The following is a 22,321-nucleotide window of genomic DNA, read 5'->3' on the forward strand; positions in this document are numbered from 1 at the left end:
CTCAGGCGAAGAGGTCGTCGAGTGCGTAGGTCGTGCCGCCGGCGCGGATGAAGGCGACGCCGAGGAGCGTGTCGGTGCCCTCGTCGCCGTCGCCGAGGTCGATATCCTCGACCTGGACGCCGCCGCCCTCGAGGGCGGTGATGAGATATCCCTCGATCGCCCCGTCATAGACGGCGATGTCGCGGCCCGTGCCCTGGTAGGCGTCGTCGCCCTCGCCGAGGCGGATCTCCACCGTCGTGTTGGCGGAGAAGAAGCTCTCGCCGAAGCTCTCCGCCGCATAGGCGCGCGAGGCATCGCCGACCGTGACCGTGTCGTCCCCGGCCCCGGTGTCGATCGTGAAGAGGTTCGACCACCGCGTCTCGTTGCTGTCTGCACCGATGGTGATCACGTCATCGCCCGCGCCGGTGGCGATCTCGCCGCGCTTGGAGCCGTCGACGGCGAGGTCGATCGCGTCCTCGAGCGCAGTGAGGTCGACATCGACATCCACCCAGCCCTCGAGGGTCAGCGCCGGGCCCGTGAAGGCGATCAGCGACAGCACCTTGATGGCGTTCCACGGCGCGAGATGCGACAGCGTCGCCGTGCCCTCGTTCCAGTCGAGCGAGACGAGGGGCGCGTCGGCGGAGAAGGCGGCACCGTTCGCGAAGGCCGCGCCGAACACCGAGACGTCGCCGTCCTCCTCGGAGACGGTGACAGGACCCGTCACCTCGACAGGATCAGAGCCCTCTTCCAGCACAAGCGACGCAAGCTCGCCCGCCCACAGCATCTCTGGCCGGCCAGGGATCACCGCATCCTGGAACAACCCGAAGGAGAGAAGGGCGTCTGCCACGGAGGAGGGGAAGGCGATGGCCGCGACGGCCGGGTCGTGATCCGAGCTCCTGCCCGGATCGTTGACGCCCCACTGGCTGTTGACGTGCACGGGGTCGAACACCGTGATCTGGCGCAGCGCGGAAGAGACCAGCACGTGGTCGAGAACCTGATGGTTGCCGTCGAACACGTACTCGAAGCGCTCTGCCTCCGCGAACTGGTCCTCGAACACGTTGAACAGGATCTGCTCGCCGGCATCGCGGCCCGTGACGATGTCGAGCGCATCCTCCCAGGGGAACTCGTTCAGATCGCCGAGGACCATGACCGCCGCCTCGGCATCTGCGGCAAGGATGTCGGCGACATACTCGTAGAGGACCTGCGCCTGGGCGACGCGCTGGTCCTCCGAGCCGTTCACGAGAGGCTGGATGGAGCCGAACTGCGGCGAGGAGCCGCCCTTGGAGGACCAGTGGTTGTTGATCAGCGTCACCGGGTCGCCCTGGAAGACGAAGTCTGCCCTGAGCGGGATGCGCGTCTCGAACCAGGCATTGCCATCGGACAGGTCGCTGTCGAGCACCTGCTGGACACTCTCCTCGACCAGGTCGACGCGCGCAGGGTTGTAGAGGTAGCCGACGCGGATGTTGCCTCCGGGCGCGCCCCCGGCCGTGTTGTTCGCGGGAGCAACATCGAAGAACTCGTATTCCGGCCCGCCCGCGGCCACGATGGCCTCGATCAGCGCCTGATAGGTCTCCGAGGCGTCGGTGATGCCGTCGTCGTTCTGCCCGCTGTTGTCCTGGATTTCCTGCAGCGCGATGATGTCGGGCGCGTTCAGCGCCTCTGCGATCTGCTGCCCGAGCAGCCCGAACTTGTCGTCTGACGGATCGAGGTTCTCGACATTGAAGGTGCCGACGAGAAGGGTGCTCTCGCTCCCCGCAAGCTCCGTCGCCTCGCGCGCCAGCCCGCCTGGCGTGATGGTGAAGGCCTCAGTGGGCAGAACCTCGAAATTGCCACGGCTGTCGTAGTCCATGACGCCGACGATCGTGCCGAGCGTGTCGCCGACATTCGTCGAGAAGCCGAAACCGGGAAGGATTCCGCTGTCTGCCTGGACCTGGATGCGCTCGGGATTGTCGTCGCTTTCGGTGAGCGTCAGCCCGCCGCGGCTGTTCAGGCCGGTCGCGTTGGCGCCGCCGTCGCCGACCACCCAGGTCTCGCCGGGGTTGCTTCCGGAATTGAAGGACGGGGCGACGGCGAGCGCCTCGTTGATCTGCACCCGCATCCCCTCGAGGCTCTCGAAGAAGTCGACGCCATCGGTCTCGGGGTCATAGCTCGCGAAGCCGTCGTCGTCTGTGACGTCCGTCGGCGGCAGGCGCCCGCCGCTGCCGATGACGACGGCGTCCGGCAAAGTGTTCCCGCTGCTCGTCACGGTGATGTCGGCGTTGTCAATCTGGGTGATCGTGAGGTGGCCGGGGGCGCCGTTGCGCGCGAACTCGACGACGCGGCCCTCGACGTCGACCGCATCGCCGGTGGCGAGCGACGGGCGCGACCCGGTGAAGACGAAGATGCCATCGGACGTCGCGACGTCGCCGTCTCCTGCCGGGTCCTGCATGTAGAAGCCGTTGCTGTCGACGGCCGTGACGATGCCGGACGTGGTCACCCGCGCGTTGACGAAGGCGGAGACATGGCCCGAACCCTGGACCTGCATGATGGTCGCGGCCTCCGGCTCGCCGCCCGAGCCGCTATCGTCGCCGACCAGGGCGTTCGGCGCGCCCGGCGTATTCAGCGCCTCGCCCTCCTGGGGCGTTCCGGTGAACCCGGCGATGCCGGCGAGGTCGAAGTCGTTGCGTGCCCAGTCGGCCGCGGTGCCGGTGTCCTCGCCATCGGGGACGCGCGATGCGCCGCCCGGCGCGAAGGTCGAGAGCCCATCGTAGTTCGGCCCAAGGACGACATCGGCGTAGGCAAGATCGCCCGCGCCACCGTCATTGACGGCAACGCCATCGGCGATCTCCGCCCACGGCGTGGCATCGAGCGTGCCGTCATTGTCGGCGTCGCGGTCGGTGCCCGTGCTGCCCGTGAAGTCCTTCACGAGGAGAAGCGTGACCGTGCCGTTCTCGATCGTGTTGGCGGCAAGCGAGAGAAGAAGGATGCCCTCGGCATCCGTCGTGCCCGTGACGGCGGTCGCGCTGTCGATCGTCCCGGCAGTTGCGCCGGAATCGCCCTCGATCTGGACCAGGGTGTAGCCGCTCAGATCGGTCCCGGGCAGGGAGAACAGCTCGACATACTCGACATCGGTTCCCGCAGTCGATGCGCTGAACTCGTTGATGACGACGGTGATCGGATCCATCTGGCGCTCCCGGTCGATGATGTAACGTGAACGTAACAAGAAGGATCAGGAAAAGGGGGGCCGCAGCCCCCCTTGCCTTGACCGCTCAGGCGAAGAGGTCGTCGAGTGCGTAGGTCGTGCCGCCGGCGCGGATGAAGGCGACGCCGAGGAGCGTGTCGGTGCCCTCGTCGCCGTCGCCGAGGTCGATATCCTCGACCTGGACGCCGCCGCCCTCGAGGGCGGTGATGAGATATCCCTCGATCGCCCCGTCATAGACGGCGATGTCGCGGCCCGTGCCCTGGTAGGCGTCGTCGCCCTCGCCGAGGCGGATCTCCACCGTCGTGTTGGCGGAGAAGAAGCTCTCGCCGAAGCTCTCCGCCGCATAGGCGCGCGAGGCATCGCCGACCGTGACCGTGTCGTCCCCGGCCCCGGTGTCGATCGTGAAGAGGTTCGACCACCGCGTCTCGTTGCTGTCTGCACCGATGGTGATCACGTCATCGCCCGCGCCGGTGGCGATCTCGCCGCGCTTGGAGCCGTCGACGGCGAGGTCGATCGCGTCCTCGAGCGCAGTGAGGTCGACATCGACATCCACCCAGCCCTCGAGGGTCAGCGCCGGGCCCGTGAAGGCGATCAGCGACAGCACCTTGATGGCGTTCCACGGCGCGAGATGCGACAGCGTCGCCGTGCCCTCGTTCCAGTCGAGCGAGACGAGGGGCGCGTCGGCGGAGAAGGCGGCACCGTTCGCGAAGGCCGCGCCGAACACCGAGACGTCGCCGTCCTCCTCGGAGACGGTGACAGGACCCGTCACCTCGACAGGATCAGAGCCCTCTTCCAGCACAAGCGACGCAAGCTCGCCCGCCCACAGCATCTCTGGCCGGCCAGGGATCACCGCATCCTGGAACAGGGTGAACGACAGCGACGCCGCCTCGCCGATGTCGAGGCCGTCCAGCACCGTGTCGTCGCGGAAGTTCAGGTTCTGGATGCGCGTGTCGTCGGCGCGTCCCGTGTCCTCCGCCCCGAACGCGGCCTCGGGCGTGCCGTGGAACGTCGAGAGATACTCGGCAAGCGCCTGCTGCTCATAGCCCGGCTCGTCATAGTCAGGAACCGAACCTTCGGCGAAGAGAGGGATGTCGCTCTCTCCCTCGCGCCGGTTCGCGGCGAAGGGATAGCCGTCGCCGTCCGCGCCGGAGAGGAAGGAGAGCGTGACCACGTTGACGGGCGTGTCGGCCGGCACGATCAGCGCGCCGTCCTGCACTAGGCCAAGCACCGGCGCGCCGTCCTCGCCGAGAATGGCGAGCGAGAGGATGCGGTCACCAGGCGGGAGGTCCGGGTCGTAGCTGAAGGAAAGGCCGCCGACCTGCGGGAACTGGCCCGCCGTCGTGCCGGCGTTGCGCACGCCGTGCTCGAGCAGGTTCAGCAGCCCCTCGGCCGTCGTCGGGTAGATGACGAGCGCGTTGTTGAAGGCGAGCGCCGTCTCGATGTCGAGCTGGCTCACCACACCGCCAACCGGCGGCTCCGGCCCCTCGACGCCGAGCGGCAGGCCGATCTCGGCGCGGATGCCGCCGCCGTTCTTCAGCGAGACGAGCGGGATGCCCTCGCCCGCGCCGGGATTGGCCACGACGAATTGCTCGCCGGCATGGAGGTTGGCGTCCGCCGTCAGGTTGCCGAGGTTGGTTTCCTGGTTGCGCACGTCGCCGCGCAGGCCGTTGAGGAACACCTCCGTGTAGCCAGCGACGTTTGCGAGCTTGGCGCCGATGATCTGATCCATCGCCTCGGCGAGGATGGTCACCTGGCCGCCGAGCGTGCCCTCGGCGTACGGGTCGGCCTCGCCCCATAGGCCGGCGACGACCTCATCGGTGGTCGCGTAGGCGCCGCTGTAGTCGGCCGCCGTCGGGTCGGTCGTGTTCAGGCTGTCGGCGATGATCACGCCGTCTGCGTCGAAGGTGACGACGAGGCGGCCCATGTAGTTGTACTGGCCGTCGGTGTTGACCTGCAGAACCGGAAGCCCGTCGGCGCCGATATGGATCAGCGGATAGGCCTCCGCCGCCGTGTTGCCGGGCTTCAGCGTGTCGCTCGGGTTTGCGAAGATCGCGTCCGAGCCGCCGCTGAGGATGATGTCGACGCCGGTGAGAAGGCCTGCGAGCTCCTGCTCGTTGCGGTAGTCCTGCAGGTGGCTCACGAGGATGATCTTGTTGATCCCCGCGGCCGTCATCGCGTCGATGTCGTCCTGGAGCTGGGCGGCGAGGAGCGGCATGTCGTCCGCCCCCGGCGCACCTTCGACGGTGACCGAGCCGGGAGAGGAGATCTGCGCAAGACGCTGCGTCGTCGCGCCGAGGATGCCGATCGTCTCGCCGCCGACCTCGATGGTGGAGAACGGCGCGAGCTTCGGCGCACCGTTTGCGGGAAGGTTCGCAGCAATCGCCTCGCTCGAGGAGAGGTCGGTGATCGTGAAGTCGCGGCTGTCGCGCAGCGCGGCGGTGAAGCTGTCGGCGAGATCGGTGTTGCCGGTGAAGTCGAGATTGGCGCTGAGGGTGGGATAGAGCGCGCCGATATTGGTGATGTCGCCGAGCTCAAACGTGCCCGCGTCGCCCGAGAGCGAGGCGTTGGCGGCGAACTCGATGATGCGCGCGACGGCCGCCGGCCCCTGGTCGAACTCGTGGTTGCCGATCGCGGAGGCATCGATGCCGATGATGTTGAGGATCGCCTGGTCGATCACGCCGGGGCTGATGGCAAGGCCGGTGAGGCTCCCCTCCGGCAGGCCGAGAAGCGCCTCGTACACGCCCTGCAGCGCCGGCTTCAGGATGTCGGCGTTCGCGGGGATCTGGGCGTTGTACCAGGGCGAGGGGATCCAGTTGTCGCCGCCGGAGAGCTTCAGCGTGTTCGGCGCGTCGTCGAAGAAGTCGAACAGAGCGGCGAGCCGCGGCGCATCGGCGATGGCGTTGGTGTTACCCTCGAAATCGGCGTGGTGCAGCAGGTTGAGCGTGAAGGTCTCTGAGAGCGCGTAGCCCGTCGTCGTGGCACTTCCCTCGTTCGGCGCGACGAGGGTCGCGGGGCCTTCCTCGCTCTCGGGGATGATGGTGATCACTTCCGGCGCCTCGTCGCCCTCGTTCGCGAACACGCCTGCGAAGGTGAACTCGGTCGGCCCGTCCATGCGGAACGAGATCGTTGCGTTGGAACGCTCGAGCGCGACGAAGAGATAGTCGTTGCCGCCGATGGTCGCGACCGCGAGGCTCTCGGGCTCGGTTCCCTTGTTGTCGTCGCGGTTCTCGTCGTAGAGAGCGGGGAACTGGGTCGCGATGATCTCGTCGAGCATGTTGCCGCTGTCGAAGACGAGCTCGCCCCCGGTCGTCCACACCGAGAAGCTGCGGCCGCCGAAGGTGTAGAGTGCGTCGTAGTCGCCGTCCCCGTCGGTGTCGCCGAGCGTCGTCGTCACGGTCAGCCGGCCGAGCGCGTCGTCCTGCTGCAGCGCCGCCGCATCGGGGAAGGCGACCGGATCGAGCGTGAGGTCGCGGACGCGCGCTTCCTCCGCGAAACCGTCGTAGTCGCGTGCGTCACCCTCGTTGGCGGTGATCAGGTAGGTCTCGCCACCAAGCTCAACCGCCACGATGCCGTCGGGGTTGTACATGCCGAACACGGGGAAGGTCTGCGGGTCGAACACGTTGTCGGAGTCGGAGGCCGAGATCTCGTTGCCGGGCAGAGAATGGTCCTTGAAGCCGAGCGGCACGATCTGCGTGATCGTCGCCGTCGCGATGTCGACCACCGCGAGCGCGTTCGCTTCCTGCAGCGTCACATAGGCCGTCGCGCCATCGGGGGAGACGGCGATGTATTCCGGCTCGAGGTCCTGCGCGGTCGTCGCACCAGGTCCGAAGATGCGCACGCCGGCGGCGCGAAGCGCATCCTCCTGGCCGTTGAAGGCGGTGAAATCGGCCGTCTGCACCGCTCCGGTGGCGACATCGATGATCGAGATCGAGCCCTCGGGGTCGACGCTGTCCGGCTCGCCGTAGCTGTTCGGCTCGCCTTCGTTGGCCGTGAGCAGCCTTGTGCCGTCCGGGGTGAAGGTCACCATGTCGGGCAGCGCGCCCACCTCGGCAACGAACCGCTCGGTGGCCGAGAACGTGCCGTCCTCGAACGAGACGTCGAGCACCAGGACCTTGCCCGGTTCGGTCTTCGGGTCGGCCTCGATCGCGATCGCGACCACCCCGTCCTTCGCCGCGACGCTGTTGGGATTGCCGAGCGCCGAGGTGACGATCGTGCCAACCAGCTCGCCCGCGCGGTTCAGCACGTCCACCCCGTCCTGGGCGGCGATGAAGATCAGCCCCGTTGCCTGATCGAACGCAGCAACCTCGGCGTTCTTTGCGGCGGATGTTTCCGTCGCGTGGTCGAACGTGAAGACGGTCGACGAGGACAGGGTCGTTGACATCGCTGGAAATCCCCCTTGGCGTTCCCGGTGGCGCGGGGGGAACCTGCCGCGTCTTTGCGGATCGGGCCGTGTCGGTATTGTTAAAGGACCATTAAGGTTCGGCACCGAACGAGATCGCCCGGGCGTGCGGACAACCCGTGGTGGTGATGCGCCTGGCCCTCGGCATGCCCGCGCTTGGCGCATGGGCCTCGTTCAGCCATGATCGGCCGGCACAGACGGGCGGCCCCGTGCCGCAAGCTTTCCTGACCTGTTTCCGGGACATCCGACCGCGTGCCAGCAGAAGCGCCATCCTTCCAGACCCGACCGCTCGTGAGCCTGGTGCCGCAGAGCGGCATCCAGATCGTCGACCTCCGCTGTGACCTCGCTGCCCTGCCGAGGCTGACGCGGCCGTTCTGGGAAGAGGAGCTGCGGGAGGACCTCGGCCCCGATGGCCGGCCGCGGATCATCCTTCGCGCGCTGGAGGCCGACCCGGACGGCACGCTGTTCGACCCCGTGACGGGCACGCGACCGCCCGAGGACAGGATCTACCAGATCGGCCGCACCCAGGCGCTCGAGCTCGCGCTCGGCACCTGGACGCCGCTTCCCTATTTCCAGGTGAAGGGGCCGCGGCCCGATGGCGGGCTCGCCCTCGAGGACGGACCGACGAACTGGGCGCGCATCCGCATCGCGCCGCTCGCCGCCCCCGACCGTGCGGGCAACACCCATGCCATCACGCTTGCCTTCGACACCGGCCTGATTCCGCGCGGTAGGCCCTATGTCGCGCTGGCGCCGACGGCGGAGGAAACCGAGTACGCGCTCGCCGTCGAGGGGGCGCAGAATGCCTGGTTCCTGAAGGAGCTCTGGGTCGACCAGTGGCTCGATGCCAATTTCCGCGAGGCGCGCCAGGCGGCGCGCGGCGGGCGCCCGCTTCGGCCGGAGGACCTTCCCTGGCGGGCGGAGCACTGGGCGCGAATGCTCACGCTCCTGGCCATCCTCGACGAATGGGGCAGGCTCCCGCGGGTGAAGGTGATGGCCTCGGCCGGCCCCGTCGCCGCCTACCGGCCGATCGATGTCGACCTGGTGCTCGACATCGGCAATGCGCGGACCTGCGGGGTGGTCGTCGAGGATCACCCGGACCGTCCGCTCGACTTCAACAACGGTTACGTTCTCCGCCTACGCGACCTCTCGGCGCCTGAGAACCTCTACGAGCAGCCCTTCGAGAGCCGCGTGGAGTTCGCCCGCGCGAGCTTCGGCCGCGATGCGCTGAGCCGCCGCTCCGGCAGGCCGAGCGCCTTCCACTGGGCGAACCCGGTCCGCGTCGGGCCCGAGGCCGTGCGCCTCTCGGCGGATGCGCGCGGCAACGAGGGTGCGACGGGGCTCTCGAGCCCGAAGCGCTATCTCTGGGACACGCGGCCCACGGCGCTCGCCTGGCGCTTCAATGGCCTCGGCGCCGACGGCACGACGACGGAACCGCCGGTGAGCGGGCCGTTCATGGAGCATGTGAGCGAGGAGGGCGAGGTTCTCGAAACCATCCGCCACCGGCTCTCCGCAGGCTCCCGCGCGCGCTTCTCCCGCTCCTCGCTCACCACCTTCCTGCTGACCGAGATCCTGATGCAGGCGGCGGTGCAGATGAACGCGCCCGACATCCGCGCCGCGCGCGGCTCGGTGCACGTGCCCCGCAGGCTCCGGCGGCTCGTGCTCACGCTTCCCCCCGCCATGCCGCTCGCCGAGCAGCGCATCCTGAAGGACCGCGCCCGCGCGGCGGTCGACCTCGCCTGGCGGCTGATGGGCTGGAGCGACGAGGGGGCCGACGCCGCGCTGCCGCGGCCGGCGCAGAAGCCCGAGATCATCGCCAATCTCGACGAGGCGACGGCGACGCAGCTCGTCTGGCTCTACAACGAATGCCGCTGGAAGCTGCGCTCCGACCCGAAGCTCCTGTTCGGCCTGAAGGGGCGCGTGCGCGCGGGCTACGGCCCAGCGCCGTCGCTGCGCATCGCCTCGATCGACATCGGCGGCGGCACGACCGACCTGATGATCGCGACCTACACGGCAGGCGAGGGCCAGGCGATCACGCCGAAGCAGAACTTCCGCGAGGGCTTCCGCATCGCCGGCGACGAGGTGCTGCAGGCCGTCATCCAGACGATCCTGCTGCCGCAGCTCGAGGCCGCGCTCGCCTCTGCCGGAACGACGGGGCCGAAGGCGCTTCTGCGCGAGCTTCTCGCCGGCGCCCGCGCCGGGCAGAGCGAGCAGGAGAGGCACCTTGCGCGGCAGTTCGTCCAGCTCGTTCTCGAGCCGATCGGCATCGCCATCCTGCGCGCCTACGAGGGATTGCGCGGGCGGGAAGGGGGAGAGGTGCTGCGCGACAGCGCCGCCGCGATTCTCGCCGGGCTGCCGGCCGGCGCGCGGGCCATCGCCCATCTCGAGGACCAGGCTTCGGCGCGCGGCGCGAAGGGGTTCGTCCTCGGTGAGGTGGTGTTCGCCGCGGGCGCCGCCCAGGTCGATGCCGTGGTCGGTGCGGCGCTCGGCCCGGTGCTCGCCGAGCTCACCGAGGTGGTGCACGCCTTCGACGTCGATGTGCTGCTTCTGTCGGGCCGGCCGTCGCGCTTGCGCGCGGTGAAGGACATCGTCACGAGCCGGCTTCCGGTACCGCCGCACAAGGTGGTGCCGATGGACGGCTACGCGATCGAGCAGTGGTTCCCCTTCCGCGACGCGTCGGGCCATGTGTCGGACCCGAAGACCACCGCCGCGGTGGGCGCGATGATCTCGGCCACGGCCGAGGGGCGCCTCGAGGGCTTCCTGCTGCGCGCCTCGAAGCTCGGCATGACCTCGACGGCACGCTACATCGGGCTGATGGACCAGACCGGTCAGATCCGCGACGCCAACGTGCTGCTGCGCGAGGCCGACCTCGCGGCGAGGCCGCAGGGCGATGCGGTGTCGTTCCGCATTCCCTTCGCCGCGCCTGCCTTCCTCGGCTTCCGCCAGCTCGACCTCGAGCGGTGGACGGCAACGCGCCTCTACCGGATGGAGTTCGCCAACCCCGCTTCGGTCCGCCGCCTCGCCCTGCCTCTGACCGTGACGGTCGAGCGCGCCGAGGTCGACCCGGAGCGTGCCGATGCAGAGCTCAGGCGCGAGGATTTCCGCATCAGCGAGGTGGTCGACGCGGAGGGCGACAACCTGCGCACGAGCGAGGTGACGCTGCGGCTGCAGACGCTCGAGGAGGAGGCAGGCTACTGGCGCGACACGGGGGCGCTGTCGGTCCCATGAGCAACGACACGGGGATGGTCGCGCCGGAGGATGCCGCGCTCGCCGCGCGCTGCCTCAAGGTGGCGGAGGCGGCGACCGGCGCGCTCGGCTGGATCGGCGAGAACGGCGCGACGGTGCGCGAGGCCGGACCCGCGCTCGCGCGCGATTTCCGCCGCTTCGGACTCGCCGCACGCAAGCTCGCCGCAGCGGCGCAGCGGCCGATGTGCGTCTCGGTGTTCGGCCCGTCGCAGGCTGGCAAGAGCTACCTGATCTCTGCGCTCGCGCGGAAGGGACAGAACCCCGTCAACGCGCTGTTCGACGGCGAACCGGTCGATTTCGTTCGCAGGATCAACCCCGAGGGCGGCAAGGAGGCGACCGGCCTCGTCACCCGCTTCTCGATGCGCCCCACGCCAGGCCTGCCTGGCGCGCCCGTCTGCGTGCGGATGCTGACGCAGACGGACGTGATCAAGATCCTCGGCAACTCCTTCCTCGAGGACTTCAACCGCGACAAGGTCGCCCCGCTTGCCTCCGACAGGCTCGCGGCGCATCTCGCGACGCTGGCTGGGCGCGCCAAGGCCGTCCCGGCGAAGGGCATGGACGAGGATCTCGTCTATGATCTCCAGGAGTATTTCGAGAAGTACTTCCGCGGCCACCCGGTGATCCTCAGCCTCGGCAGCGCCTATTGGCGCGAGGCCGTCTCGCTCGCCCCGTCGCTCTCGGTGTCCGACAGGGCGGAGCTGTTCGCGCCGCTCTGGAACCTGCTTCCTGCCTACACGGCGACGGCGCGGCGGCTCGCCGAGGCGCTCGAGGCGCTCGGCGATCCCGACGAGGCCTTCCTGCCTCTCGAGGCGCTGCTGCCGCGCGAGATCAGCGTCATCAACGTCGATACGCTCGCGACGCTCGCTGCGCCCGATTCCGGCAAGCCGCTGACGGTCGCCACACGCGCGGGCCGCTCCGCCTCGCTCCCGCGCGCCGTCGTCACCGCGCTGATCGCCGAGCTTCGCCTTACCCTCGCCGAGCAGCCCTGGGACTTCATGAGCGGCACGGACCTGCTCGACTTCCCCGGTGCGCGGTCGCGCGAGGTGCTGAACGACCCAGAGGACTACCTCGCCGACGCCTCCAAGCTTGCGCCGCTCTATCTCCGCGGCAAGGTCGCCTATCTCTACCAGCGCTACGTCGCCGACCAGGAGCTGACGGCGATGCTGCTCTGCATCGGCCCCTCGAACCAGGACGTGCGCACGCTTCCCGGCATGGTGCGCGAATGGGTCGACGCGACGCATGGCGCGACGCCGGAGGAGCGTGCCAAGCATCCGACGGCGCTGTTCCTCGTGCTCACCAAGTTCGACGCCGAGTTCGAGGAGAAGCAGGGCGCGTCCGAGCCTGGGGAAGGGCAGGGGCCGAACCGCTGGTCCGCCCGCATCCAGGCGAACGTCACGAGCTTTCTCGCGCTCGACCATTCCTGGCCGCTGGAGTGGACGCCGGGGCGGCCCTTCGACAACACGTTCTGGCTTCGCAACCCGAACTTCATCGCCAAGGGCCTGCTCGAATACGACGACAGCCGCCGGGAGTTGGGCTGGCGCGAGCCGGCAAGGATGGACCGGTTCCGCGCCGAGTTCATCGCGACCGAAGCGGTCAAGCGCCACTTCGCCGACCCGGCGTTGGCGTGGGACGAGGCGATGAAGCTCAACGACGGCGGCGTGACGCATCTCGCAGCGCGGCTCGCCCCCGTGTGCAACCCGGCGCTCAAGCGCGGCCAGGTCGCCGCCCGCCTCGCCTCGCTCGCCAAGGCGATGGCGATCCGCCTCGACCCGTTCCATGTCAGCGACAATCGGGAAGCGGAACGGGCCAAGCGGCGCGCGGAGGGCGCGCAGGCCGCGCGCGCGATGGCGGGAACGGCGGCGGCGCAGCGCTTCGGCCTCCTGCTCAAGGCGATGATGGTCGAGAACGAGGCGCTGCAGGCGGCCTTCACGCGCCTCGTACTGTCCGCGCCCGAGGAGGAGGCGGCGGCGCCGATCGTCGGGGCTGCGGTGGCGGAGGCCGATCTCGCGGGCGAGCTCGCGGGCCTGTTCGGCGAGGAGCCGTCACCCCCCCAGGCAGCGCCTGCGCGCGCGACCGACATGGCAGACCGCATGGCCGAGGCCGCGCTGGAGACCTGGGGCGAGCGGCTCGGCGCCTTGGCAGACGACCCGGTGATGACGGGCTTTCTGCGCCTGCCGCGCGAGGCGGCGGTGTTCATCGCGACGCAGGTGGAGACCGGCGCTGCCACGCGGGGGCTGCGCGAGGACATGGCGGGGCGCATCCGCGCGCTGTCCAGCTTCCATGAGCGCCTGTCGGAGAGCCTGACGCGGCCCGTGATGGTGGCCGAGCGGGCGATCAACGACCATGTCTCCTGGCTCGGCTTCGACCAGGAACCGGAAGGGCAGAGGCCGAAGGTGCAGCGCGACGGCCGGGCGATCTTCGCCGAGCGCCAGGCTGCGGAGGATATCCCCACGCTCGGCCCGACGCCCGCCCCGTTCGAGACGAACTTCACGGTCGACTGGATCACCGGGTTTGCCAGGCTGATCGACCTCAATGTCGACCATGCCTTCGGCGGGCGGGTCGATTCCGAGGCGAACGCCCGGCTCGGCCGCATCCTCGCGAGCCTTCGCGCGGCCGCCTGAGGAAGCGCAAGCATGCCGCCCTCCCTCCGTGCAGAGGCAGACACGTCCCGCCCGCTGGGCCATGCGCGCATCGTCCTGCGCGGCGTCGCCGAGGGCAGCGATCTCCGCTTCTGCATCCTGCGCGAGGGCTACGCCACCGCGCATCTCGGCCCCCGCGGCTGGCAGGTGGGCGAGGCGGTGCTCGAGCCCGCTTCCGTCGAGAGCGAGGGCGGCGCGCCGGTGCTCGTGCTCTCGCCCGCCCTCGTCCGGCACGTCGAGCCCGGGCCGTTGACGCTTCGGCTTCCCGGGCAGGGGCGTGACCTGGCCTTGTTCTGGCCGGGCGACATCCCCGTCTATGACGAGGGAGACGACGCGCTCGACCTCGCGACGCGCGGGCCCGCGCCACCGCCAGACAGCGGCAGGCGGCCAAAGACGCGGGACGAGGAGGAGCGCGAGCGCCGGGAGCGGGAGCAGCTGGAACGCGAACGGCAGGAGCGCGAGCGGGAACGGATCGTCCCGCCGCCTCCTCCACCGCCAGGGCCACCGCAGCCGCCGGGCCCGCGCTGGCCCCTATACCTTGTCGCGCTTCTCGTCGTCGGCGCCGTCGCGGCCGGGGGTGCCTGGTGGTTCCTTTACAAGGACGCAGCCGAGCCCGCGCCTGTGATCGCAACGCCGGAGCCGGTGCGGCCGCAGCAACCCACCCCCCCGGCCTGGCCGGAGGGAACCGACCAGCTTTCGCTCCAGGAGGTAGTGCAGCAGACGCCGAACCCCGAAGGCATCCTTGCCGTGGCGCTGCGGCGGCAGCAGGCAGGCCGCCACGACGATGCGCTCGTCCTGTTCGAGGAGGCGGCCGATCGTGGCATCGCCCCGGCGCTGACCGCGCTCGGGCGTCTCTACGATCCGAACGGCTTCCAGCCTGGGCGGCCCTTCACCTCTCCCGACCTGCGCCAGGCGGCGGACTACTACCGCCGCGCCGCAACCGCGGGGGACACGCAGGTGTTGCCCCTGCGCGAGGCGCTGAAGACGTATCTTGAGCAGGCCGCCGCGCAGGGCAACGTGACGGCCGCCGAGGCGCTGAGGGAGTTCTGGCCATGACGCTCATCCGTCTTGTGCTCGCCGCGCTCCTGCTGCTCCCGCTGCTTCCCCATGGCGCGGCGGAGGCGCAGCAGAGGCGCCAGCCGCTCACGATCGAGGGAACGACGACGCTCTACCAGCGCGTCATCACCCGGCCTGGCGCGGCGCTCAGCCCACGCGCGGAAGCCGCCGGCCGCCCTGTCCCCGGCTTCTCGGTGTTCTACGTCTATGGCCGAGGCGGCGAGGGCGCGAATGCCTGGGTCGAGGTCGGCGAGGGGGCGGATGGGCGCACGAGCGGCTTCATCCGCGCCGCGCAGGTGATCGACTGGCGCCACACGATGATCCTGGCCTTCACCAACCCGGCCGGGCGCGACCCCGTGCTGTTCTTCCGCGACGGCGACACGGTGCGCGACGCCTGGGTCGCGCCTGACCGCGCGCAGCGCGCCGCCGCGTTCCGCCAGGGCGCCGCGGCGGGAACGGAGGGGCCAGTGATCGCGAAGGAGCCGGAGAGCTTCGTCGACATCACGCGCAACTTCTACCTGCTGCCCATCCTGTCGGCCCGCATGATGGAGCCCGAGCGCGGGCCGTCTGCCCGGCTTCTCGAGGTGATCAGCGCGCCCTCGCGCGAGGCCGCTCCGCGTGCGAGCCCGGAGGCCCTGCGCGACTTCAAGGGGGCCGTGGTGTTCGTGGTCGACACCACGATCTCGATGGAGCCCTACATCGCCCGCACGCGCGAGGCGATCGCGCGCGTCGTGCGCCGGATCGGCGACACGGCGGTGCGCGACAATTTCCGCTTCGGCATGGTCGCCTATCGCGGCACCGCGGCGGGGCGGGCGGCGATCGAGTACACGTCGCGCCTCGTCGCCGCGCCGGATTTCCGCGAGGCACCCGATGCGCTGCTCGGCCGCATCGGCGCGGTGCGCGAGGCGACCGTCTCGACCGACGGGTTCGACGAGGATGCGATCGCCGGCCTCAAGACTGCGCTCGACGAGGTGAAGTGGAGCGAGTTCGGCGGCCGCTACATCATCCTGATCACCGATGCCGGCGCGCAGGAGGCGCCAGACCCGCGGTCGACCACGGGGCTGACGATCGACGGCGTCCGCGCCATCGCGCGATCGGAGGCGAAGCAGGTCGCGATCTACGCGATCCACCTGAAGACGCCCGAGGGTCGGACCAACCATGCCCGCGCCGAGCGGCAGTACCGCGCGCTGACCGACTTTCCCGGCGTCGGGCCGCTCTACTACCCGGTGCCGGAAGGCAGCGTCGAGGATTTCGGCAACGTGGTCGACACGCTGTCGGATGCGATCCTCACCCAGGTCGCCAATACGGTCGGGCGGCCGATCGGCGGCATCGCGCCGTCGGGCTCCGCGCAGCAGAGCCGCATCGCCGAGGAGACGGCCGTGGTCGCGCACGCGATGCGGCTCTCCTATCTCGGCCGCGCCACGGGCGCGGCGGCGCCGGACGTGATCCGCAGCTTCACCGTCGACGAGGACTGGACGAACCCATCTCCCATCCGCCGCCCGCTCGAGGTGCGCGTGCTCCTGACGCGGAACCAGCTCTCCGATCTCGCCAACACGCTGAAGGGCATCATCGAGGCCGGAACGGCGGGGCGGCTGGCTCCGGAAACCTTCTTCGGCAGGCTTCGCGGCCTCGCCGCCGCGCTGTCGCGCGACCCCCGCCGCATCGCCGAGCTGCAGCGCGTCGCCGGCGTGTTCGGCGACTATCTCGAGGGGCTTCCCTACCGCTCCGCCATCATGGGGGTGACGGAGGACGAGTGGGTGACGATGGGCGCGGGCGCGCGGCGGGAGATCATCAACGGGCTTTCCAGCAAGCTGCGCCTGTACGAGGAGTATGCCCGCCAGCCCGAGCTCTGGGTTAACCTCGACGGGGCGAGGAGCCCGAACGAGGCGATGTACCCCGTGCCTCTCTCCGCCCTTCCGTGAGCGGCGCGCCGGCCCTACTGATCGAGGGGCTGGTGCGGTCGAACGGCAGCGGGGCAGGCGCCTTCGTGCTGGAGGTGGATCGTTTCGTGCTCGGGGCCGGCCAGGCCGTCGCCGTCGCAGGCCCCTCCGGGGCGGGAAAGTCGACGCTTCTCGACCTCGCCGCCCTTGCCGTGCCGCCCGACAGAGCCGCGGCGCTCTCGGTCGCCGGCAACGATGCCGCAGCACTCTGGCGCGAGGGGCGGGAGGATGCGCTGGCGCGCCTCCGCGCGGGGGGCATCGGATACGTTCTGCAGACCGGCGCGCTGCTGCCCTTCATCACCGTCCGCGCCAACATCGCCCTGCCGCAGCGCCTCGCAGGCCGCGAGGAGCCGGCCCATGTCGCCTCGCTCGCCGAGACGCTCGGCATCGCTGCGACGCTCGACCGCAAGCCCGCCGCGCTGTCGGTCGGGCAGAGGCAGCGTGCCGCCATCGCGCGCGCCCTGTCGCATCGCCCCGCTCTCGTGCTCGCCGACGAGCCGACCGCCTCGCTTCACCCCGAGATGGCAGACACCGTCCTCGAACTGCTCATCCAGCAGACGGCCACGCATGGCGCAGCACTCCTTCTCGCCACGCACGACCCCGACCGCGCGCTGCGCTTCGGCCTTCCGGTGGTGCCGATCGTTCCCGTTCCGGGGCAGAACCGCTCGAGGCTCGCGCATGGCTAGGGGGACGGGGCGTCTCGCAGCCGGCCTCGCGCTCGCCGATGCGCGGCACGATGCGCGGCTGTCGCTCGCCACCGTCATCGGCATCGCCGCCATCCTCGCGCCGCTGATCGTTCTCGCGGGGCTGAAGGCCGGCATCGTCACCGCCATCCGCGACGGGCTGACGCAGAGCCCGCGCGCGCGCGAGGTGGTCAACACCGCCAACCGGAGCTTCGATGCGGGCTTCTTCGAGGCGATGCGCGCGCGACGCGACGTCGCCTTCGTCGTGCCGCGCACGCGCACCCTCGCTGCCTCCGGCGGCTTCGCCCGCCCCGACGCGTCCGACCAGCCGGTGAGGGCCGAGCTTCTCGCCACCGCAGCCGGCGACCCGCTTCTTGCCGGCCTGCCCATGCCGGAGGGGAGAAGCGTCGTCCTCTCCGCGCCGCTCGCGCAACGCCTCGGCGCTGAGGCCGGGGCGCCGCTTCGCATGCGCATCGACCGCATCATGGGCGGGCAGCGCGAGACGCTCGCGCTCGACGTGACGGTCGCTGCCGTCGCCCCGCCTGCGGCCTTCGCGCGCGAGGCGGCGTTCCTGCAACTGCCGCTGCTTCTGCTCGCGGAGGATTTCCAGGACGGGACGATCGGCGCCGAGGTGCCCGAGGTCGACGCGGCGCCCGATGCGGCCCGCGCCTATGCCGGGTTCCGCCTCTACGCGCGCGGTATCGAGGATGTCGTGGCGCTCGCCCGCGACCTGCGCGCGATGGGGATCGAGGCCGATACGCGCGCGGCCGATGTCGCCGCCCTTCTCGCGCTCGACCGCAACCTCGCGACGCTGTTCGCGGCCATCGCCGCGCTCGGCGGCGCGGGCTACCTCGTCGGCCTCGGCGTCGGGCTCTACGCCAATGTCGAGCGGAAGCGGCGGGACCTCGCACTCCTGCGCCTGATGGGCCTCTCCGCGCGCGGGCTCGTGACGTTTCCCGCGACGCAGGCGGCAGCCTTCGCGCTCGCAGGCGTCGCGCTTGCCGCGACCGTTGCGCTTGGCCTCGAAACATTCGTCAACCGGCTCGATCTCGCCGTCGCGGAGGGCCGCGCCGTCTCGGCGATCGGGGCGCGCGACATCGCGCTTGCGGCTGCCGCGACGCTGGTTGGCGCGCTGCTCGCCGCAGGCTTCGCGGCTCGCCGCGCGGCGTCGATCGCGCCAGGGGAGGGGATGCGCGATGCGTGAACGCCTGCTCGCCGCCTTGCTCGTGCTCCTGCCCGCGCCTGCGCTGGCGCAGGCCGCCTGGCCGCCCGCGCTGTGGAACCCCTCGCCGATCCGCGACGATCTCGTCCTGCCGCTTCCCTGCGGCGGGCGCATGGCCTTCCGCCCCGTCGAGACGCCGATGCAGGACGGGGCGCTCGCCGACCGTCCCGTGACCGTCGGCCAGCCCGACACCGGGTCGGACTATGCCGAGTTCCCCCGCCGCGCCCATGTCGCGGGCCCGTTCGTCGCAGGCGGCAAGCGCGTCTTCTATCTCGGCAAGATGGAGGTGACGCGCGACCAGTACGCAGCCGTGATGGATGCCGAGTGCCCGACGCCGTTGGAGGCCGGCAGGGTGCCGCGGGCGGAGGTGTCGTGGTTCGACGCGGTCGCCTTCACCGCGAAGCTCTCTGCCTGGGCGCTCGCGAATGCGCGCGACCAGCTGCCGAAGCGCGGCGACGCGGTCGCCTTCGTCCGGCTGCCGACGGAGGAGGAGTGGGAGTATGCCGCGCGCGGCGGGGCGAGCCTAGGCGAGGGCGAGTTCGCCGCGCGCACGCCGCCGTTTTCGGAAGGGCTCGCCGCGCATGCCTGGTTCGCGGGCCCCAGCTCGGCGGATGGTCGGGCGCGGGCGGCGGGCAGCCTGAAGCCGGGCCCGCTTGGGCTCTTCGACATGCTCGGCAACGTCGCCGAATGGGTGCTCGAGCCCTACCGCCTCTCCGTCGTCGGCCGGCCGCACGGGCAGCCTGGCGGGGCGGTCGCGCGCGGCGGGCACTTCCTTACCGCGGAGGAGCAGATGCGCTCCTCCCTGCGCGAGGAGTATCCGCCCTTCAACCCACGCACGGGCGCGCCGCTCGCGCTGCGCATGGTCGGTTTCCGCGCAGCCCTCGGCCTCGTCGTCACGGTCGATGACGGCGCGCCGGACGCCTTCGCCCGCGCCTTCGAGGCGGAGGCGCGGGGGCGGCAGTTCACCGCGGAGAACCCTGCCGAGATCCTCGCCGCGCTGAAGCGCGACACGCCTGACGAGGCCGTGCGCCGCGGCCTCACCCGCGTCGAGACCGCGCTTGCCGGCGAGCAGCGGGCGCGCGGCGAGCAGGCTGCGGCGGCACTGAAGGCGCAGATCGAGGCGGCCTCGACGCTCGCCCGCGTCGTCGCGATCTCGCGCGGCAACGTCGCGGTGCTGACCGCGCTGCGCGGGCTTCTCGAAGGCATGGCGCCGATGGTGCCCGAGGCGTCGCGCGGCACGGTCTCCGGCGCGGCGACCGCGCTCGAACGCCGCGTGGCCGACACGCCGGCCGCCGTCGCGCAGGTGCTCGATGCCTATTTGCGCGCGGTGCGCGAGGGGGGCGAGGCGGAGGCACAGGCGATCACCGCCCAGGCCCGGATCGTCGAGGCGGAGATGCGCTCGCGCAGCCTGCCTCTGGGGCCGGAGCTCGCCGCCCTCGCGGCGCGTCACATGCAGGCCTCCAAGGCGGGGCGGCTGCCTTCGCCGGAGGTGGCGGAACGGGAGATTCTCGCCGCTGCGGGCTTGAGCCCGGCCCAGCGCCCGCCACCGGCTCAGAGACGGCCGTAAGCCTCGAGCGCGCGGTTCAGCTCCTGCCCCTGGCGCTCGAGGCGCTGGGCGGTTGCGGGGTCGGCACGCGGTGCGGCGGCGGCGGCAGCGCGCTCCCGGTCGAGCGCCTCGATGCGGCCGGAAAGCTGCGCGCCCTGCGGGTCGTTCGGGCGGCTCGCGCGGGCTTCTGTGAGGTTCTGCCGCATCGAGGCGATCTGCCGGTCGAGCGAGGCGAGCCGACGCTCCGCGTCGCGCACGGCCGAGGCCGAGGCCTGCTGCCGCTGCTCCGCCTGAACGGCCGAGGCTCGCGCCTGGAGCGCGCGGGTCTCCGCCGCCTGGGCCTGGCCCTCGATGGCCTGGGCCTGGCGCTGGTCCTCGCCGCTGATGGCAGCCCCGATGCCGCCGAAGAAGCCGCGCTCCGCCGCAGGGCCGCTCTGCGCGCAGGCGCCGAGCATGAGTGCCACCGCCAGAACCGCCCGCCTCATGCCGCCGGAACCTGGGCGAGCGCGCCCTGCAGCTCGCGCGCCGCATCCTCCATGCGCTTGCGGCTGTCGGCGACCGAGGCGGCCTGCGGCGCGCCGTCGGCCCGCATCGCGCTTTCTACCTTGCGCGAATGCTCGATCGCCTCGTTCATCAGGCCGAGATCGGTCTGCGCCGTCTGGGCCTGGGCACGGAGCTGAGAGGCCGTCGCCTCGCCGGCGCGCACCTTGGCCTGGAGCTGCGTGAGCCGCGCTCGGTTCTCCTTCGCCACCTGCTCGGCCGCGAGAGCGGTGCGCTCGAGGTCGTTCGCCTCGCGGTTTGCGGCGGAGATGCGGGCATTGGCCGCCTGCTCGCGGTTGGCGAACTGCTCGTTCCGGGTGGCGATGTAGTAGCCGGCCGCGCCGCCGAGTGCGGCACCCGCGGCAGCGCCGAGCACCGCGCCCTGGCCGCGGCTGTTGTTGCCGCCGAGCAGGGCGCCGAGCAGCCCGAGCGCCACCGCGCCGATAACGACGCCGGTCGCGATCGTGTCGTTGAACCGTTCGGTCTGGCTGCGAAGCTGCTGCTGGGCCGGGCTCAGCGGCTCTCCGCCCGCGTTTGTTGTCGCGCAGGCTTGGAGAAGCAGCAGCGAGGCGGCGAGGAGGGCTAGGGGGCGGCAGCGGGAAAGCCGTGCGAGCATCGGGCGATCAGCGGGTTGGAGGAATGGCGAAGACCTCGACGCGCCGGTTGATGCCGGCACGCGGGTTTGCCGGGTCGAGCGGCTGCAGCGGGCCGAAGCCCTGGGGCCGCATGCGCGAGCGCGCGACGCCGCGATCGGCCAGGAAATCGACCACGGCTGCGGCGCGCAGGTCCGACAGCGCCATGTTGCGGCCGAGCCGGCCGGTGCTGTCGGTGTGGCCGTTGATCTCGTAGCGGAACTGCTCGAGCGCCGGGTCCTGCAGCGCGACCGCGAGCGGTTCGAGCACCTCGCGCGCATCGGGGCGGATCGCGTAGCTGTTGAGGTCGAAATTGACCGTCAGCACCACGCCGCGCGTCGTCATCTCCGCGATGCGGGCGGCCTGCGGGTTCGTCTGGCAGGCGGCGAGCACCGCGGGCGCGCCGAGCACGAGGGCGCGGCGCCTCATGCCACCGCCCGCCATGTCAGCGCGGTCCGAGCGCATCGGTGATCTCGCGCGCCGTCGGCGTCCTGCCCGAGAGATCGGTCATCGGCACGCCGGGGTGGCGGACGAGCCCGAGACGATCCATCACCTCCGCTGCGTTGGGCGGCGGGGTGTTCTCCCGGTCCAGAAGCGAGCGGGGCAGGTCGTAGCGCTTCTCGAGCGCATCGAGCGCCTGGGCGCGTGCCTTCGCATCCGTGCCGGCGACGGCGGCCTCCGTCGGCTCGACGCCCGCGCTGCGGAGCAGCGAGGCGACCGCACCGTCCTGCCTGGGCTGGGCCTGCCTCTGCTGGGCGGCGGCGGAGCCATGTGCGGCGGCAAGCGCCAGCGCGGCTGGGGCGACGAGGGCAAGGGCTGTCTTCATGCGGCCATCCTAGCACCGTCATCGTGGCGGTGGGGTGTCGAAGGAGCGGCGGCGCGGCGGCTCAGCGCGGGCAGCCCATCGTGTAGCTCCATTGCGTCGTCCATCCCCGGCCAGTCACCACTACCTCGACCGTGTTCGCCTCCGGCCCGCCGCCCGTCGGCTGGTAGTCGAAGCTGATCGCGCCGATGCCCGAGACGGGCCGGTAGGTGCTGGAGACGAGCCTGCCGCGGTAATACACGTCGATCTGATCCGGCTCGATGCGGGTGTTGTAGTTCAGCGTCACCCGGCCCGGCCGGTTGCCGAGGAAGTGGCGCGTGCGCGTCACGCCCCTGCCGCCGGAGCGCGTCTCGGCATCGCAGGGTTGCGCATCCGGCGGGCGGACGGGCGGCTCGGGCCGCGGCGGTGGCGGCGGCGGGCGCTGCGGCGGCGGCGGGG

Annotated in this window: 13 protein-coding genes and 1 pseudogene; 7 read left to right on the plus strand and 7 right to left on the minus strand. The window is 71.1% G+C overall.

Annotated features, from left to right (window positions below):
• Position 1: 1 nt before the first annotated feature.
• A complete protein-coding gene (locus tag FIF60_RS19535; protein WP_144299969.1) occupies positions 2–3,142 on the minus strand; it encodes an endonuclease/exonuclease/phosphatase family protein in 3,141 nt (1,046 codons plus the stop codon).
• 85 nt (positions 3,143–3,227) lie between these two features.
• On the minus strand, positions 3,228–7,541 hold the full coding sequence (locus FIF60_RS19540; protein ID WP_144299970.1) for a choice-of-anchor I family protein: 4,314 nt from the start codon (positions 7,539–7,541) through the stop codon (positions 3,228–3,230).
• Positions 7,542–7,811: 270 nt separating this feature from the next.
• Here FIF60_RS19540 and FIF60_RS19545 point away from each other — a divergent pair, with 270 nt between their 5' ends.
• From FIF60_RS19545 to FIF60_RS19575, 7 genes are read left to right on the plus strand one after another with little or no spacing between them, the layout of a single operon-like run.
• Entirely contained in the window at positions 7,812–10,784 is a 2,973-nt protein-coding gene (locus FIF60_RS19545; RefSeq protein WP_144299971.1) for a virulence factor SrfB, read from the plus strand.
• Positions 10,781–13,423 (plus strand): virulence factor SrfC family protein, encoded by a 2,643-nt coding sequence (locus FIF60_RS19550; RefSeq protein WP_144299972.1) that lies wholly within the window; start codon positions 10,781–10,783, stop codon positions 13,421–13,423. Before FIF60_RS19545 ends, FIF60_RS19550 begins: the two co-directional genes overlap by 4 nt.
• Positions 13,424–13,435: 12 nt before the next feature.
• Positions 13,436–14,497, plus strand: a complete 1,062-nt coding sequence (locus tag FIF60_RS19555; RefSeq protein ID WP_144299973.1) for an SEL1-like repeat protein — start codon at positions 13,436–13,438, stop codon at positions 14,495–14,497.
• Entirely contained in the window at positions 14,494–16,419 is a 1,926-nt protein-coding gene (locus tag FIF60_RS19560) for a vWA domain-containing protein (RefSeq protein ID WP_144299974.1), read from the plus strand. The genes FIF60_RS19555 and FIF60_RS19560 overlap by 4 nt, the downstream gene beginning before the upstream one ends.
• Positions 16,416–17,123 carry an ABC transporter ATP-binding protein gene (locus tag FIF60_RS19565; RefSeq protein WP_144299975.1) on the plus strand — a complete coding sequence of 236 codons (708 nt, stop codon included), beginning with the start codon at positions 16,416–16,418 and terminating at the stop codon, positions 17,121–17,123. Before FIF60_RS19560 ends, FIF60_RS19565 begins: the two co-directional genes overlap by 4 nt.
• Complete coding sequence (locus FIF60_RS19570) at positions 17,116–18,324, plus strand: lipoprotein ABC transporter permease (RefSeq protein WP_144299976.1); 1,209 nt, start codon at positions 17,116–17,118, stop codon at positions 18,322–18,324. The genes FIF60_RS19565 and FIF60_RS19570 overlap by 8 nt, the downstream gene beginning before the upstream one ends.
• Complete coding sequence (locus FIF60_RS19575) at positions 18,317–19,909, plus strand: formylglycine-generating enzyme family protein (protein WP_144299977.1); 1,593 nt, start codon at positions 18,317–18,319, stop codon at positions 19,907–19,909. Before FIF60_RS19570 ends, FIF60_RS19575 begins: the two co-directional genes overlap by 8 nt.
• On the opposite strand, the gene FIF60_RS19580 is transcribed toward FIF60_RS19575, so the two are convergent.
• From FIF60_RS19580 to FIF60_RS19600, 5 genes and pseudogenes are all read right to left on the minus strand, one after another.
• Positions 19,894–20,373: a hypothetical protein gene (locus FIF60_RS19580; RefSeq protein WP_144299978.1), complete on the minus strand. Its 480-nt coding sequence runs from the start codon at positions 20,371–20,373 to the stop codon at positions 19,894–19,896. The two genes, FIF60_RS19575 and FIF60_RS19580, sit on opposite strands and share 16 nt — an antisense overlap.
• Positions 20,370–21,044, minus strand: coding sequence for a glycine zipper 2TM domain-containing protein (locus FIF60_RS19585; protein WP_144299979.1), 675 nt, complete (start codon positions 21,042–21,044; stop codon positions 20,370–20,372). The genes FIF60_RS19580 and FIF60_RS19585 overlap by 4 nt, the downstream gene beginning before the upstream one ends.
• A gap of 7 nt (positions 21,045–21,051) precedes the next feature.
• The gene (locus FIF60_RS19590) at positions 21,052–21,489 is read right to left on the minus strand and encodes an OmpA family protein (protein ID WP_158639314.1); all 438 of its coding nucleotides are present in this window, start codon (positions 21,487–21,489) and stop codon (positions 21,052–21,054) included.
• A 16-nt stretch (positions 21,490–21,505) separates the two neighbouring features.
• The gene (locus FIF60_RS19595) at positions 21,506–21,886 is read right to left on the minus strand and encodes a hypothetical protein (RefSeq protein WP_144299981.1); all 381 of its coding nucleotides are present in this window, start codon (positions 21,884–21,886) and stop codon (positions 21,506–21,508) included.
• Between the two features lie 61 nt (positions 21,887–21,947).
• Positions 21,948–22,321 (minus strand): annotated as a pseudogene (locus FIF60_RS19600) (hypothetical protein); the annotation flags it as partial.

Origin of the sequence: Elioraea rosea, assembly GCF_007644105.1 — a bacterium.
GTDB classification, from domain to species: domain Bacteria; phylum Pseudomonadota; class Alphaproteobacteria; order Acetobacterales; family Acetobacteraceae; genus Elioraea_A; species Elioraea_A rosea.